17 protein-coding genes are annotated in these 13,506 nt (G+C 63.8%); 7 read left to right on the plus strand and 10 right to left on the minus strand.

Going from position 1 to position 13,506, the window contains the following annotated elements:
- Positions 1-33 precede the first annotated feature (33 nt).
- From pnuC to Q0C17_RS05660, 4 genes are read left to right on the plus strand one after another with little or no spacing between them, the layout of a single operon-like run.
- Complete coding sequence (gene pnuC / locus Q0C17_RS05645; protein ID WP_291202639.1) at positions 34-705, plus strand: nicotinamide riboside transporter PnuC; 672 nt, start codon at positions 34-36, stop codon at positions 703-705.
- Positions 702-1,283: an ATP-binding protein gene (locus Q0C17_RS05650; protein WP_291202642.1), complete on the plus strand. Its 582-nt coding sequence runs from the start codon at positions 702-704 to the stop codon at positions 1,281-1,283. Before pnuC ends, Q0C17_RS05650 begins: the two co-directional genes overlap by 4 nt.
- The gene (locus tag Q0C17_RS05655) at positions 1,276-1,797 is read left to right on the plus strand and encodes an N-acetyltransferase (RefSeq protein ID WP_291202645.1); all 522 of its coding nucleotides are present in this window, start codon (positions 1,276-1,278) and stop codon (positions 1,795-1,797) included. The genes Q0C17_RS05650 and Q0C17_RS05655 overlap by 8 nt, the downstream gene beginning before the upstream one ends.
- 58 nt (positions 1,798-1,855) lie before the next feature.
- A complete protein-coding gene (locus Q0C17_RS05660) occupies positions 1,856-2,293 on the plus strand; it encodes a group III truncated hemoglobin (RefSeq protein WP_291202648.1) in 438 nt (145 codons plus the stop codon).
- Between the two features lie 40 nt (positions 2,294-2,333).
- Here the strand turns inward: Q0C17_RS05660 and glpX are convergent, their stop codons facing one another.
- From glpX to Q0C17_RS05685, 5 genes are all read right to left on the minus strand, one after another.
- Positions 2,334-3,287, minus strand: coding sequence for a class II fructose-bisphosphatase (gene glpX, locus Q0C17_RS05665; protein WP_291202652.1), 954 nt, complete (start codon positions 3,285-3,287; stop codon positions 2,334-2,336).
- A gap of 53 nt (positions 3,288-3,340) precedes the next feature.
- On the minus strand, positions 3,341-4,624 hold the full coding sequence (locus Q0C17_RS05670; RefSeq protein ID WP_291202655.1) for a homoserine dehydrogenase: 1,284 nt from the start codon (positions 4,622-4,624) through the stop codon (positions 3,341-3,343).
- A gap of 114 nt (positions 4,625-4,738) precedes the next feature.
- Entirely contained in the window at positions 4,739-5,011 is a 273-nt protein-coding gene (locus Q0C17_RS05675) for a hypothetical protein (RefSeq protein ID WP_291202658.1), read from the minus strand.
- Between the two features lie 161 nt (positions 5,012-5,172).
- Positions 5,173-6,381, minus strand: coding sequence for an LL-diaminopimelate aminotransferase (locus tag Q0C17_RS05680; protein ID WP_366914768.1), 1,209 nt, complete (start codon positions 6,379-6,381; stop codon positions 5,173-5,175).
- Complete coding sequence (locus Q0C17_RS05685; RefSeq protein WP_291202665.1) at positions 6,381-6,725, minus strand: hypothetical protein; 345 nt, start codon at positions 6,723-6,725, stop codon at positions 6,381-6,383. The genes Q0C17_RS05680 and Q0C17_RS05685 overlap by 1 nt, the downstream gene beginning before the upstream one ends.
- A gap of 155 nt (positions 6,726-6,880) precedes the next feature.
- On the opposite strand from Q0C17_RS05685, the gene phaC reads away from it, so the two are divergent.
- Complete coding sequence (phaC, locus tag Q0C17_RS05690) at positions 6,881-8,713, plus strand: class I poly(R)-hydroxyalkanoic acid synthase (protein ID WP_291202668.1); 1,833 nt, start codon at positions 6,881-6,883, stop codon at positions 8,711-8,713.
- An 11-nt stretch (positions 8,714-8,724) separates the two neighbouring features.
- Here phaC and Q0C17_RS05695 read toward each other — a convergent pair whose 3' ends face one another.
- From Q0C17_RS05695 to rplM, 4 genes are all read right to left on the minus strand, one after another.
- A complete protein-coding gene (locus Q0C17_RS05695; RefSeq protein WP_291202671.1) occupies positions 8,725-9,096 on the minus strand; it encodes a PRC-barrel domain-containing protein in 372 nt (123 codons plus the stop codon).
- A gap of 79 nt (positions 9,097-9,175) precedes the next feature.
- Positions 9,176-10,111 carry an N-acetyl-gamma-glutamyl-phosphate reductase gene (gene argC, locus Q0C17_RS05700; protein ID WP_291202674.1) on the minus strand — a complete coding sequence of 312 codons (936 nt, stop codon included), beginning with the start codon at positions 10,109-10,111 and terminating at the stop codon, positions 9,176-9,178.
- Between the two features lie 90 nt (positions 10,112-10,201).
- A complete protein-coding gene (gene rpsI / locus Q0C17_RS05705) occupies positions 10,202-10,684 on the minus strand; it encodes a 30S ribosomal protein S9 (RefSeq protein WP_291202677.1) in 483 nt (160 codons plus the stop codon).
- 5 nt (positions 10,685-10,689) lie between these two features.
- Positions 10,690-11,154: a 50S ribosomal protein L13 gene (rplM, locus tag Q0C17_RS05710; RefSeq protein ID WP_291202680.1), complete on the minus strand. Its 465-nt coding sequence runs from the start codon at positions 11,152-11,154 to the stop codon at positions 10,690-10,692.
- 245 nt (positions 11,155-11,399) lie between these two features.
- On the opposite strand from rplM, the gene Q0C17_RS05715 reads away from it, so the two are divergent.
- Positions 11,400-12,167 carry a hypothetical protein gene (locus Q0C17_RS05715; protein ID WP_291202683.1) on the plus strand — a complete coding sequence of 256 codons (768 nt, stop codon included), beginning with the start codon at positions 11,400-11,402 and terminating at the stop codon, positions 12,165-12,167.
- Here the strand turns inward: Q0C17_RS05715 and Q0C17_RS05720 are convergent.
- Positions 12,142-13,188 (minus strand): COX15/CtaA family protein, encoded by a 1,047-nt coding sequence (locus Q0C17_RS05720; protein ID WP_291202686.1) that lies wholly within the window; start codon positions 13,186-13,188, stop codon positions 12,142-12,144. The genes Q0C17_RS05715 and Q0C17_RS05720 overlap by 26 nt on opposite strands.
- Positions 13,189-13,264: 76 nt before the next feature.
- On the opposite strand from Q0C17_RS05720, the gene Q0C17_RS05725 reads away from it, so the two are divergent.
- Positions 13,265-13,468, plus strand: coding sequence for a DUF2842 domain-containing protein (locus tag Q0C17_RS05725; protein WP_291202689.1), 204 nt, complete (start codon positions 13,265-13,267; stop codon positions 13,466-13,468).
- Positions 13,469-13,506: the final 38 nt, after the last annotated feature.

Raw genomic sequence — 13,506 nt, forward strand, 5'->3', positions numbered from 1 at the left:
CCGGCCCCGGCGCACCCTCAACCTGGCCACCGGATGACGCAGACCGCCCCTTCCCGCACATCCGGCAACCGCCTTGTTGAACTGGGCGTTCCCGCCCTCCTGTTGCTTGCCACCATCGGCATTGCGTACGCTGCCTGGTCCACCGGCGCGGCAGGCGCGCTGGAAGCGGGCGCCTTCGTTACAGGCATAGTCTGCGTCTGGCTCGTGGTGCGCCAGAGCATCTGGAACTTCCCGCTCGGCCTGCTCAACGTCGCGGCCTATGCCTGGATCTTCTATGAGTACCGTCTGTATGCGGACTCAGGTCTGCAGGTCGTGTACTTCGCGCTGAACCTGATCGGCTGGTACCTCTGGTTATTCGGCGGCGAGGACCGTGCAGCGCTCAAAGTTCGCACCACGTCGAAGCGCGAGCTGGCCTTGATCGCCGTGTTCATCGCGGCCTCGACCGCCTTCCTATGGTGGCTGCTGGGCAAGCTGGGCGGGGCGGCGAAGTTCTGGGACGCGCTGACGACCTCGATCAGCCTCTCGGCACAATGGCTGCAAAGCCACAAGAAGCTCGAATGCTGGCACCTTTGGATACTCGCCGACGTGATCTATGTTCCCCTCTATATCTCCCGCGGCCTTAACCTTACGGCGCTGCTCTATGGCGTATTCCTCTGCATGGCGGTCATCGGCCTCCTCGCCTGGCGCAAGGCGGTGAAGGCATGAGCCGGTCTCGTGTCCTGCGTGTTGTGCTGATTGGCGCCGAGTCCACCGGCAAGACGACACTGTGCGAGGCACTGGCGGCGCATTATGGCACGGTGTGGGTGGCCGAATACGGACGCGAGCATTGGGAAAGCAAGATCGCGGACCAGAACACCCCGCCCGGCGAGACACCGGCCTGGACGGATGACGAGTTCATCCACATTGCCGAGGAACAACAGCGCCGCGAGAACGAGGCCGCGGCGCGCGCCAACCGCGTGCTGATCTGCGATACAAACGCCTTTGCGACCGCCACCTGGTTTGAACGCTATGCCGGCACCCGCCATCCGGTGGTCGACGCCATCGGCGCGCGCGACACCGTGGACCTTTACCTCATTCCGTCCCCGGACGTTCCCTTCGTGCAGGACGGCGTGCGCGACGGTGAAAAGATCCGCGACTGGATGCACGCCCGCTTCGTCGAACTCATCCGCGCGAGCGGCACGCCGTATGTGCTGATCACCGGCGCCTGGGAGGCCCGACTGCCGCAGGCGATTGCCACCATTGACGAGCTCCTGGCCCATACCGCCGCTGCCTGCCATGACTGACTTCCGCATCCGGCGCGCACGCCCGGACGATGCCGGCGCGCTCAGCCAAATCGGCGCTGCGACGTTTCTCGAGAGCTACACTGAGATTATCGACGGGCCGGACATGGTTGCCCATTGCGCGCGCCAGCATTCTGCCGACGTATACGGAAAATACCTGACCGACCCGGCCTGCTCCGTTTGGCTCGCCGAGTACGCCGCCACCGGCGCGCCGGTCGGCTACGCCGTCAACTGCCCCCCGGACCTGCCCGTGGCCATCCAGACCGGCGATGTGGAGCTGAAACGCATTTACTGCTTCTCCCGCTTCCACGGCGCCGGCATCGGCCAGAGCCTCATGCTCGCCGCCGTCGCAGACGCCTGCGCGCGCCGCGCCCCGCGCCTGCTGCTGGGCACCTACCAGGACAACCACCGCGCCATCGCCTTCTATAAACGCCACGGCTTCACTCTGATCGGCACCCGCCAGTTCCAGGTCGGCAGCAAGCTGTTTGACGATATCGTGCTGGGCAAACCGCTCTGATGCGGCCTTGCGAAAACTACCGATTCCGCCGGCTTTCACCCGCGGCCATTTCAGCAACATGACCGAGTTCCGAGTCCGCAGCGCCGATGAGCGTCGCGACGAAATCCGCGCTCATGCCGCCGCGCTCGGCATCGACGAGGCGTACATCTCGCTTCTGGTCGAGACCTTCTACTCGCGCTTGCGCGCGCACCCGTTGCTCGGCCCGGTGTTCGACAGTGCGATCAGCGACTGGACGCCGCACCTCATCACGATGAAGGATTTCTGGGCCTCGGTGGCGCTGAATGCCGGGCGCTATTCCGGCAAGCCCGTGCCGGCGCATGCAAAGCACCGGCATATCCAGCAATGGCATTTCAATCTCTGGCTCGCCATCTTCGAGCAGACCTTGCGCGACACCGCGCCGACACCGGGTGCCATCGACTATTTCATGGAGCGCGCGGGCCGTATCGCGCAGAGCCTGCAGCTGGCGATGTTCGGGTATCCCGGGATTCCCAAATGACTGCGCCCCTCTCCCGCAGAGAAGTGGGGTTCAGTTCAGCTCAAACCTTCCGCGAGCTGCGGACGTAGCGGACCATGCCGTCCGTGGACGTCATGACCAGCGTATGCGTGTGGACGCGGCCGTTCTTGTAGGCGACGCCGTCGAACATCGTGCCATTGGTCACGCCCGTGGCACAGAACACCGTGTCGCCCGAGGCGAGTTCGTGCAGCGAATAGGTCTTGCCGAAATCAGTGATGCCGGTACGCGCGGCGCGCTTCTTCTCGTCATCATTGCGGAACACGAGGCGGCCGAACATCTGTCCGCCTACACACTTCAACGCGGCAGCCGCCAGCACGCCTTCCGGCGCGCCGCCCTGGCCGACATACATGTCGATGCCGGTGGCCGGATCGGTGGTGGCGATCACCCCGGCCACGTCGCCGTCGGTGATCAACGAAATGCGCGCGCCGGCCGAGCGCAGCGAGTCGATGATATCCTGGTGGCGCGGGCGGTCGAGCACGCAGACAGTCATCTCCTCGACCTTGCGTTTCGCGGCCTTGGCCAGCGCCTTGATGTTTTCTGCGGGGCTCGCGTCGAGGCTCACCAGGCCATCCGGATAGCCGGGGCCGATGGCAATCTTGTCCATGTAGGTATCGGGCGCATAGAGCAGCCCGCCGCGTGGGGCGATGGCGAGCACGGCGCAGGCGTTCGCCATTGCCTTCGCGGTCAGCGTTGTACCTTCCAGCGGGTCGAGCGCGATGTCGATTTCCGGGCCCTTCCCGGTGCCGACTTCCTCGCCGATATAGAGCATCGGGGCTTCGTCGCGCTCGCCTTCGCCGATCACCACGCGGCCCTTGAAATCCACCTCGTTGAACGCCGAACGCATCGCGTCCACGGCAGCGGCATCAGCCTTCTTTTCGTCGCCCCTGCCTACTTCCTTCGAAGCTGCGATCGCCGCCAGCTCGGTGACGCGGACCATCGAGTCAGCGAGGCTCGGCGTCAGTACGTTGTTTTTCATATCTTTTTCTCCACGGAGGGGAATTCGGGACAGTTAACGTATACGGGAAGCAATTAGCTTGCCGCTTCGATCCGGATCAGGCGCGGATCTTCAACAGAGACGGAGAGTTTCGCGATACGGTTAACCGCCGCCTGCATCTGCGCGCGCGGGCAGCGGTGGGTTACCACGGCCACGGGGCTAGCCCCGCTCTCGTCGGCAGAATCCTGCAACAGCTTGTCGACCGAGACGCCTTCCTCAGCCAGCGCTTCAGTGAGCGCAGCGAGCGTGCCCGGCTTGTCGGCCAGACGTACACGGAGGAAAAACGGTGCGATCTCGGTGGAGTCGCCGGTCACGAACGGCTGGGCCACGTGGTGCTCGGCGCGGCCGAACGCGTTGCGGATGGCCGGGCGGAACAACTTCGCCACATCGCCCATCACGGCGCTGGCAGTCGGCCCGGAGCCGGCGCCGGGGCCGGTCAGCACGACGGCGCCCAGCGGGTCGCCTTCAATGCGCACCGAGTTCAGCGAACCGTCCACGCGGGCGAGCGCATGCGCATGCGGCAGTGCCATCGGCTCGACACGGCAGACCACACCGGATTTCGTCAGCACGCCTTCGGCGATCAGCTTTATGCGGAAGCCCAGGCGGTCAGCAAGTCGCAGGTCCAGAAGGCCGATTTCTTCAATACCGCGCACTTCGACCTTCGAGAAGTCAAGGTCTGCCGAGAAGGCAATGGCCGAAAGGATCGCCGCCTTGTGGGCCGCATCCATGCCCGAGACGTCCAGCGTTGGATCCGCCTCGGCATAGCCGCGCTTCTGCGCTTCGGCGAGCACCTCGTCATACGATCGGCCGGTGTCCAGCATGGTGCTCGTGATGAAATTGCACGTGCCATTGAGGATGCCGGAAACGCGCTTCACCTCGGTGCCGACGAGGCTGTCGCGCAGCACACGGACGACCGGGATGCCGCCGGCCACCGCGGCCTCAAACAAAAGGTCCACATGTTTCTCGGCGGCCAGCGCTGCGAGCGCGATGCCATGCTTGGCGATCAGTGCCTTGTTGGCGGTCACCACATGCTTGCCGGCCTTCAGGGCCGATTCCACGGCGAACTTGGCCGGGCCATCCGAGCCGCCGATCAGCTCGACGAATACATCGACATTGGGGTCTTCGGCGAGGGTCGCAGCGTCATCAAACCAGGCATAGGCGTCGGTATTCACCGGCCGGTTGCGGCTCTGCGACCGGGCGCTTACGCCTGTAATCTCGACACGGCCCGGCAACCGCAGGCGGTCCTGACGCTGCACCAGCTCGATCAGACCTGTGCCGACATGGCCAAGGCCTGCAATTCCAATCCGTAACGGCCCCATCGGGCGCCTCATTTGCTATTTCTAGGTTTCGGCGGGTGCCTAGCGGTTTTGGACGCTTGGGGGAAGGGGCGGCATCGCCGCGCCGCGCTCATCCTGCCGGAAGTCAGAGCGGGTTTACTTCTTGTTCAGGCGCGATTTCAAGTCGGCCTTGGCCTGGTCCATGCGTGCCTGGAGATCAGCGCGCAGCTTGTCGCGCGCAGGTTTAGGCGTGGCGGGACCCGAATGGCCTGCCGGGGCTGGTCCATCCGGCCCCGCGCCCCTACCCGGCGCTTCCGCTTCCGGATTTGGCAGCTGCGAGTATCCACAGGTCCAGCAGATCGAAACCAGCGGGGCCAAGGGCGCCTTGCAGATATAGCAGGGGGTGTTACCGAAACTATCCTCCGACATCGCGCCGCTCCGTTAAGGTTCAACTCACTCTGACCTTAAAGGCGTAGAAACCGCCCGTTTCAGGTCAGCGTAACTGAACGCAATAACGGAAAGCGACGGAACGCCTGGCGCCTCGCAGGGTGTGCTGCGGCCTCTGGCCTTGGTGCCCCCTTCGGATCACCCTACTCCGCTGCCACCGGCTTGATCTCCTTGACGCCGTGGGCGGCGAGGAACTTGCGGATGTTTCGGCCGGCCTGGCGGATGCGCTGTTCGTTCTCGACGAGTGCGATGCGGACGTAATCGTCGCCGTGCTCACCGAAGCCGGCGCCTGGGGCGACGGCGACGTGCGCTTCGTTGATCAGCTGAATGGAGAACTCGAGGCTGCCGAGATGGCGCAGCTTCTCCGGGATCGGCGCCCAGGCGAACATCGAGGCTTTCGGGCTCGGCACAGGCCAGCCGGCGCGCGTGAAGCTGTCCACCAGGGCATCGCGCCGTGTACGGTAGATCCGGCGGATATCGTCTACGCAGTCCTGCGGCCCGTCGAGCGCCGCCACTGCTGCAACCTGGATCGGCGTATAGGCGCCGTAATCGAGATAGGATTTCACGCGGGCGAGCGCCGAGATCAGCTTGTCATTGCCGGCTACGAAGCCGACGCGCCAGCCAGCCATTGAATAGGTCTTTGACATGGTGGTGAACTCCACCGCAATGTCCTTGGCGCCGTCCACCTGCAGGATCGAAGGCGTCGGCTCGTCGAAATAGATTTCGTTATACGCGAGGTCAGACAGGATCCACAGGTCGTGCTTCTTCGCGAACTTCACGGCCTCCTTGTAGAAATCGAGATCGCATACCGCCGCCGTGGGGTTCGACGGAAAGCACAGCACCATCGCTGTCGGCGGCGGCACTGAATAGCGCACGGCCCGCCCAAGGTTCGACAGATACTGCTCAGGTGTATGCGCCGGCACGCCTCGGATCGAGGCGCCGGCAATGATGAATCCAAAATGGTGCAGCGGATAGGACGGATCTGGCGCCAGGATCACGTCGCCCGGTGCGGAGATGGCCTGCGCGAGGTTGGCAAAGCCTTCCTTGGACCCAAGCGTGACGATGACCTCGCGGTCCTTGTCGAGCTTCACGTCAAACCGGCGCTTGTAATAATCCGTCAGTGCACGGCGCAATCCCGGAATACCGCGCGAGGCGGAATAGCCGTTGACGTCCGGCTTGCGCGCGGTCTCGACCAGCTTGTCAACGATGTGCTTCGGCGTCGGCAGGTCCGGATTGCCCATGCCGAGGTCGATGATGTCTGCGCCCTTCGCGCGCAGCGCCGCCTTGGTGCGATTGACCTGTTCGAAGACATAGGGCGGCAAGCGCCGGATCTTGTGAAAATCTGTATTGATCATGGCGTGATCAGGCCTTCGGTTACGCGCGGCACGTTGAAACTGGCCCGGATCGCCGCGATCTCGGTCTCAGTGAAGAAGTCCCCCGGCGGCAGCCCCGGCTCGAATTCGCTGCGGATTTCCGCGGCGATGGCCACGATTTCAGCCTCCCCGATCGCCGGCGCCTGTGCCCGGGCATCCGTCGCGAAAGCCGCCTGGATAATCGCCATCTCCGCGCCGGAGACCGTTAACGCCTTGCCGGGCTTCCAGTTCGGGTCCACCGTGGGGATGTCGGCGATTTCGGGATAGCCCTCGCCGCGGATTTCGGCCCGGCGTTCGCCGTACCATGCGGGCGCATCGGCCATCGCGTTGCGCACCTTCGAAAACGAAGTGCAGCCTGAGGCCAGCATAAGTGGCACGCCACAGAGGAGAATCGCCGTGTTTTTCATGGTTAATCTCATTAAATCACAAACATTGTGATGGATAGATGAGCGCGAAAAACGGGGCAAAACTAGGACCTATGAGCAGCGCAAACACACCAACGACCGGTCAGGAGCCCCTCGCCGCCCTTATGGCGGCGCAGGACCCCCTGCGCTGGCAAGTGCTGATGACCACGATGGCGCTCGCAAATACCGAGTCCCAGGCTTTGATGACCGAAGTCATGACTGGTTCCGGGCCCCTCTCCACGGTCACCAAAGGCGACCCGATGGGGGCCACGGACGCCTTCCGCCAGGTCGGCCAGAGCCTGGCCATGAACCCGATGGCCCTGATGCAGGCCAATATGGAGCTGATGCAGGGCTGGATGAAGCTCTGGCAGGAAATGATTTCCGAGACCGTTTCCCAGGAAGCCCCCAAGGAAAAGGACAAACGCTTCGCCGACCCTGAGTGGCAGGTGAACCCCGCCTTCAAGTTCATCCGCAAGGCCTATGACGTCAATTCGAAGTGGATGAACAGCCTCGCAGACCGCGCCACCGGGATGGACCCGGCCGTCCAGCTGCGCGCTCGTTTCTTCATGCAGCTGCTGACCGAGAGCCTCTCGCCCACCAACTTCCTCGGCACCAACCCGCAGGCCCTGCGCACTTTCATCGAAAGCGGCGGCGAAAGCGTGCTTGCGGGCCTTCGCATGGCCCGCGAGGATGTCCGCAAGGGCAACGGCAAGCTCTACATATCGCAAACCGACGAGACGCCCTTCGAGGTCGGCGTCAACATCGCCACCGCGCCCGGCCAAGTTGTGTTCCGCAACGACCTGCTCGAACTGATCCAGTACGCGCCCACCCAGCCGCAAGCTTATGCCAAACCGCTCCTGATCTTCCCGCCCTGGATCAACAAGTTCTACATCCTCGACCTGCGCGCCGAGAACTCGATGATCCGCTGGCTCGTCGACCGGGGCCTCACGGTCTTCGTTGTCTCCTGGCGCTCCGCCGACAAGGTGACGAAAGATTATGACTGGGACGATTACGTCAAGAAGGGCATCTACGCTGCCACCGAAGCCGCGCTGCAGGCCTCCGGCGCCAAGCAGCTCAACGCCGTCGGCTACTGTATCGGCGGCACGCTGCTCACCTCCGCGCTCGCCCACATGTCGGCCACCGGTTACGACAAGATTTCTGCCGCCACCTTCTTCGCCTCACAATCGGACTTCGAACTCGCCGGCGATCTGAAAGTGTTCACCGATGGTCCGGGCCGGGATTATGTCTACGGATTGATCGACGAGCATGGCGGGATCATGCCTGGCAAGGATATGTACGAAACCTTCAACTGGCTGCGCCCGATCGATCTCGTGTGGCGCTATGTCGTTGACATGTACATGCTCGGCAAGCCGCCGCGACCGTTCGACCTGCTCTACTGGAACGCCGACCAGACCAATATTCCTGGTCCCGTTCACCGCCGGTATCTCAAGGAATGCTATTCCGAGAATCGCCTGGCGAAAGGTGAATACACCGTACTCGGAATAAAGGTCGATCCCGCGAACATCAAGATTCCCGTGATGCTGCAAGCTTCGAAGGACGACCATATTGTCCCCTATGAAAGCGTGTTCCGCACCGCGAAACTCTATGGCGGCGACGCGACCTTCGTACTCTCCGGCTCGGGCCATATCGCCGGCGTGGTGAACCACCCCGACGCGAAGAAGTATCAGCACTGGGTAAATCCCGGCAAGCTCGGTGCTTCGGCGAACGAATGGCTCGACACCGCCACCGAAGTCGGCGGCAGCTGGTGGCCCACATGGTGGGACTGGCTGAAGCCCAAGTCGGGCCGGAAGGTTTCCGTGGTCGAACCGAAGGAGATGGGCCTCGGCGCAGCGCCGGGTAGCTATGCCAAGGTGCGCCTCGCCGACATCAAGCTTCCGCCCGGCTGATCACGCGCGGTTCAGAGCCAGTAAGGCTCAGCCTTGTAGTGCGTATACACCGTTTCCTCGTAGTCGCGGTCATCGAGGCGGCCAAACTCGTTCGCCTCCATGTGCGGAGCCGCTTCAAGATCGACGCGTGACAGGCTCACCACGTAACCCTCCCGCTGCTTATCATACACCATCGTCTTCCACGGCATCGGATGGCGCTTCTCGCCCATGCGGAGGAACCCACCGAACGCCATGACGGCATACACGACATGGCCGGTACTGCGGTCGATCATCACCGAATCCACCGTGCCGAGCTTTTCGCCGTCGAGGTTGAAAACGGCAGTGCCTTCAACCCGGCTGGAGCTGATCAGGCGAGCGGATGTGGTCCCTGGTATCGTGTCCATATTGTACTCCGTAGCAGACGGGCGCGGGCGCCCTGGTTCACAACGGATGGCGTACAGAAATGTTCCCGGTGAAAGAGGACTACCCTTCCAGTCCAGCCCCCTCATCCAGGCCAAGCGCGATGTTTAGGTTCTGCACCGCCGCGCCCGAGGCGCCCTTGCCGAGATTGTCCAGCCGCGCCACCAGGCGCGCCTGCTCATCCGTGCCGAACACGTAAAGCTCCAGCCGGTTGGTCTCGTTGCAACCTTCAGCGCCGAGTGTCTTCATCACATCGCCCTCGCCCAGCGGGACGACCTTAACGAACCGCTCGCCCGCATACGTCGCCTTCAGCTGAGCGTGCAGCGCGGCACGCTTCGGCTTTTTCGGCAGCGCCCAGAGCGTCAGCGGCACCTCGATAATCATCCCCTGCGCAAACCGCCCGACCGCCGGCATGAACAGCGGCATCTGTGCAAGACCCGCATGCTTCTTCATTTCCGGCGGATGCTTGTGTGTCTGACCCATCGCATAGATGCGGTAGTTGTCCTCGGTCTGGCGTTCCTCGAACTCCGCAATCATCGGCTTGCCGCCGCCCGAATATCCGGACACGGCGTTCACCGTCAGCGGCCAGTCATGCGGCACCAGCCCGGAAACGATCAGTGGGCGGACGAGAGCAATGAACCCGGTCGGATAGCAGCCCGGATTGGAAATCCTGGACGAGGCGGCGATTGCCGCGCGCTGCCCTTTGTCCATTTCTGGAAAGCCGTAGACCCAACCGGGCGAAGTCCGATGCGCTGTCGAGGCATCGATGATGACCGTATTCGGATTCTCGACAAGACTGACCGCGAGGCGCGCCGCATCATCCGGCAGGCACAGGATTACCGCGTCGGCCTTCTTCATGATCGCCCCGCGCGCGTTTGCATCCTTGCGCTTGACCTCGTCGATCGACAACAGCTCCAGGTCGTCGCGCGCCTTCAGGCGAGCCGCAATCTGCAAGCCCGTTGTGCCGGCTTCGCCATCAATGAAAACCTTGGGTTTCATGCGCCCACTCCTTCGAGATCAGGGGCCAAAACAAAACGGGCGCCTCGTTTCCGAAGCGCCCGCCAGAGAACTGGATAAACCTTGTGCGGTTTAGCGCTTCGAGAACTGGAAGCTGCGGCGGGCTTTCGCCTTGCCGTACTTCTTGCGCTCGACCACGCGCGGGTCACGGGTCATGAAGCCGAAGGGCTTGAGCACCGGGCGAAGGCCCGGCTCGAACGCAACGAGCGCGCGCGAAATGCCGTGACGGACCGCGCCGGCCTGGCCCATAAGGCCCGAACCCTTGACGGTGCAGATTACGTCGAACTCGCTCGCGCGGCCGGCTTCGATCAGCGGCTGGGCGATGACCATGCGAAGCACGGGGCGCGCAAAGTAGGTTTCCTGATCACGACCGTTGATCGTGATCTTGCCGGTACCGCGCTTGATCCAGACCCGGGCCGTAGCCTCCTTGCGGCGGCCAGTGCCGTAGGCGCGGCCCAGCGCGTCGATCTTCGGCTCGGCTTTAACAGCCGGTTGGGCCGACGGTGCGCCGGTCAGGGCGCCAAGGTCTTTCAGGGAAGCAGAGGTATCGGTCATGTGGATCAGGCCGTTTTCGAGTTCTTGCGGTTCATCGATTTGAAATCGACGACCTCGGGTTGTTGGGCGACGTGCGGATGTTCCGCACCGGCATAGATGCGCAGCTTGCCGAACTGCTGGCGCGACAGCGCGCTTTCACGCGGCATCATGCGCTTCACGGCCAGTTCCAGAGCGCGCTCCGGGAAGCGGCCGGACAGGATCTTGCCGGCGGTGGTCGACTTGATGCCGCCCGGGTAGCCGGTGTGGCGGTAGTAGACCTTGTCGGTCAGCTTGTTGCCGGTGAAGACCGCCTTGTCAGCGTTGATTACAACGACGTGATCGCCGGTGTCGACATGGGGGGTAAAGTCAGGGCGGTGCTTGCCGCGGAGACGTTTCGCGACGTAAGAAGCAAGCCGTCCGACGACGACGCCTGTCGCGTCGATCACGACCCACTTAGTCTCTACGCCTACTGGTGCGTTATAGGTTTTCATTGCTCTGCTCAGAGCCTCTCAATTTCGGAGTTCCAGGAATGCAAATTAAGGGCTGGCGTTTAGTCGCCGCTTCTCCCTTTGTCAACGCGGCTGCCGGGGCCATCCTGCTTTTTGGCGCAGCGGCCTGTTCCCGTAGCGAAAAGGAGCCTGAAGCCCCCGCTCAGGCTGCCCCAATTGCTGCAGGATTGGAGCTTCCGGCCGTCTGGTCAACCCGCCCCCTTTCCGGCCCCGTCCGGGACGTGGCGATGTCCACCGGCGGCGGCGCCGTGCTGGCGGTTGCCTATGATGGCGGCGGCCTTGAGTTCTTCGATATGGAAGGAGAGCGGATCGGTGAGCCGTCCCTGTTCCGGCTGAAGGCCATTGCCGATGGGCGCTCCACCACCATCGGCGACTCCTCTGTCACCCTCTTCCCGGGCATCACCGAGGCCGGCGAGATCAAGGGCTATGTCTACAGCCCGGGCCTCGTGGCCCCGACCCAGATCGACCTGCCGATCGTGGAGGAACGCGCCATCCAGGGCCTCTGCACGGGGGATTCCAGCGCCGGCGGCCTGATCCGCATCGCCTACTGGACACTGGCCAATTCCATGTCCCTGACCACTGGCGTCCTGTCCGAGGTTAACGGCGACCTTACCTGGACGCCCGAAGCCGCCACCCGGACGGACTTCCCGGTCACCTCCTGCGTCTTTGCGCGCGGCACCCTCGTCGCCTCGCCCCGCTCGGCCGATTCTGCCTCGCTGACGCGGGGGGAGGTTTCCGCCCTGCTCTCCCTTGAGGACGGCCGTCCGATCCAGATCTCGACCGATTACGGCATCACGACAACGGATGTGGCTGTCCGCGACGGCATCACCATTCAGGCCCCCCGCAACCCGACCGCCATAACCGCCCTTGGCACACTGCCGGCCGGCGGATTTCCCGGCGGGGTTGTCGTCGTTGCAGGCGAAAATGCCTCAGGCGAGCATCAGGTCGTCTTCATCGACCCGAGCCAGATCACTCTTGAACCGGTGACGGAGTAGCCGGCGCGGCGGCCCGCCACACGAGGTAAACGGCCGCCAGCGTCACGATCACGCCGAGCCCCTGATGCACCAGCGCGAGCGTCAGGGGCGCGGCATTCAGCAGCGTCAGGATGCCCCACAGGGCCTGTGCGCTCACCAGCGCGGCCAGCACCGCGAACGGCCGCGCCAGCGCCCCGCCCCAGTATCTCCAGGCGGCCCAGAGGCTAAGGCCCCACAGCACATAGGCAAGGACGCGGTGATTGAACTGCGTCGCTGCGCGCCCCTCGAAGAGGCTGCGGATTCCGAGATCGCCCTGAATGTAGTGAGACGGCACCAGTTCACCCGCCATCAGCGGCCAGTCATTGTAGCTGCGCCCGGCATCGAGCCCCGCCACCAGCGCGCCCGCGGCCATCTGCATGAAGACCAGCGCCAAGAGCAGGATCGACGTGCGCCGCCCCTCCGGCGCCGCCGCACGCGGCGCGCCCCGGAGCGACAGCCAGAGCCAGGTGATCACGCACAGGATCAGCAGCGCCAGCGAGAAGTGCGTCATCAGCCGATAGGGCGCGACCGAAACCCGGTCCGTATCGCCCATCCCGCTGGCCACCATCCACCAGCCGATCGCCCCCTGCAGTCCGCCAAGCGCTACGAGACCGAGCAGCTTCCAGCCGAGCCCGCCCCCCAGCCAGCGCCGGGCCGCGAACACGGCCAGGCCGATCACCGCCACTAGCCCGATAAACCGCCCAAGCTGGCGATGGCCCCATTCCCACCAGTAAATGAACTGGAACTCGGCCAGTGACATGCCGTGGTTCTGGAGCTTGTACTGGGTTGTCTCCCGGTACTTGTCGAACTCCGCCAGCCAGCTGGCTTCATCCAGCGGCGGCAGTGCGCCCTTCACGGGCTGCCATTCGGTGATGGAGAGCCCGGAATCCGTAAGCCGGGTTGCTCCGCCCACAAGGATGGTCGCATAGACCAGCAGGCCCAGTAGGATCAGCCACGCCCGGATCCAGCGTGCGGCAACGGGTGAAATTGCGTTTGCAGCCATGCCGCCTAAATCATCCGGACGCGGGCGCAATCAAGAGGCGCCAACGTCGCATCAGCTTCAGGAGCCGCTCCGCCCCATGCGCAAGCCCATCGCCGTCGTGCTGATGCTCGCCTTCATGGCGCTCTGGATCTGGGGCGCCGGCACCCTCGGCACCATGATCGCCGGCAGCTCCGCCTGGCTGCAGCTTGTCTACTATATTGTCGCAGGCTTCGGCTGGATCCTCCCTCTTCGCCCGCTGCTGAAGTGGATGAACGCGAACGAGCCCCCGGAAGACGACTGAAGGGCCCCTTCGCCTCGCGCCGCCCCAACCCGCCTCAT

It is taken from the genome of Hyphomonas sp. (assembly GCF_022844445.1).
GTDB lineage: Bacteria > Pseudomonadota > Alphaproteobacteria > Caulobacterales > Hyphomonadaceae > Hyphomonas.

Coding starts and splice junctions, on each gene's coding strand:
- pnuC (WP_291202639.1), top strand. CDS start 34: ATGACGCAGACCGCCCCTTCCCGCACATCCGGCAACCGCCTTGTTGAA.
- Q0C17_RS05650 (WP_291202642.1), top strand. CDS start 702: ATGAGCCGGTCTCGTGTCCTGCGTGTTGTGCTGATTGGCGCCGAGTCC.
- Q0C17_RS05655 (WP_291202645.1), top strand. CDS start 1,276: ATGACTGACTTCCGCATCCGGCGCGCACGCCCGGACGATGCCGGCGCG.
- Q0C17_RS05660 (WP_291202648.1), top strand. CDS start 1,856: ATGACCGAGTTCCGAGTCCGCAGCGCCGATGAGCGTCGCGACGAAATC.
- glpX (WP_291202652.1), bottom strand. CDS start 3,287: ATGAAAAACAACGTACTGACGCCGAGCCTCGCTGACTCGATGGTCCGC.
- Q0C17_RS05670 (WP_291202655.1), bottom strand. CDS start 4,624: ATGGGGCCGTTACGGATTGGAATTGCAGGCCTTGGCCATGTCGGCACA.
- Q0C17_RS05675 (WP_291202658.1), bottom strand. CDS start 5,011: ATGTCGGAGGATAGTTTCGGTAACACCCCCTGCTATATCTGCAAGGCG.
- Q0C17_RS05685 (WP_291202665.1), bottom strand. CDS start 6,725: ATGGCCGATGCGCCCGCATGGTACGGCGAACGCCGGGCCGAAATCCGC.
- phaC (WP_291202668.1), top strand. CDS start 6,881: ATGAGCAGCGCAAACACACCAACGACCGGTCAGGAGCCCCTCGCCGCC.
- Q0C17_RS05695 (WP_291202671.1), bottom strand. CDS start 9,096: ATGGACACGATACCAGGGACCACATCCGCTCGCCTGATCAGCTCCAGC.
- argC (WP_291202674.1), bottom strand. CDS start 10,111: ATGAAACCCAAGGTTTTCATTGATGGCGAAGCCGGCACAACGGGCTTG.
- rpsI (WP_291202677.1), bottom strand. CDS start 10,684: ATGACCGATACCTCTGCTTCCCTGAAAGACCTTGGCGCCCTGACCGGC.
- rplM (WP_291202680.1), bottom strand. CDS start 11,154: ATGAAAACCTATAACGCACCAGTAGGCGTAGAGACTAAGTGGGTCGTG.
- Q0C17_RS05715 (WP_291202683.1), top strand. CDS start 11,400: ATGTCCACCGGCGGCGGCGCCGTGCTGGCGGTTGCCTATGATGGCGGC.
- Q0C17_RS05720 (WP_291202686.1), bottom strand. CDS start 13,188: ATGGCTGCAAACGCAATTTCACCCGTTGCCGCACGCTGGATCCGGGCG.
- Q0C17_RS05725 (WP_291202689.1), top strand. CDS start 13,265: ATGCGCAAGCCCATCGCCGTCGTGCTGATGCTCGCCTTCATGGCGCTC.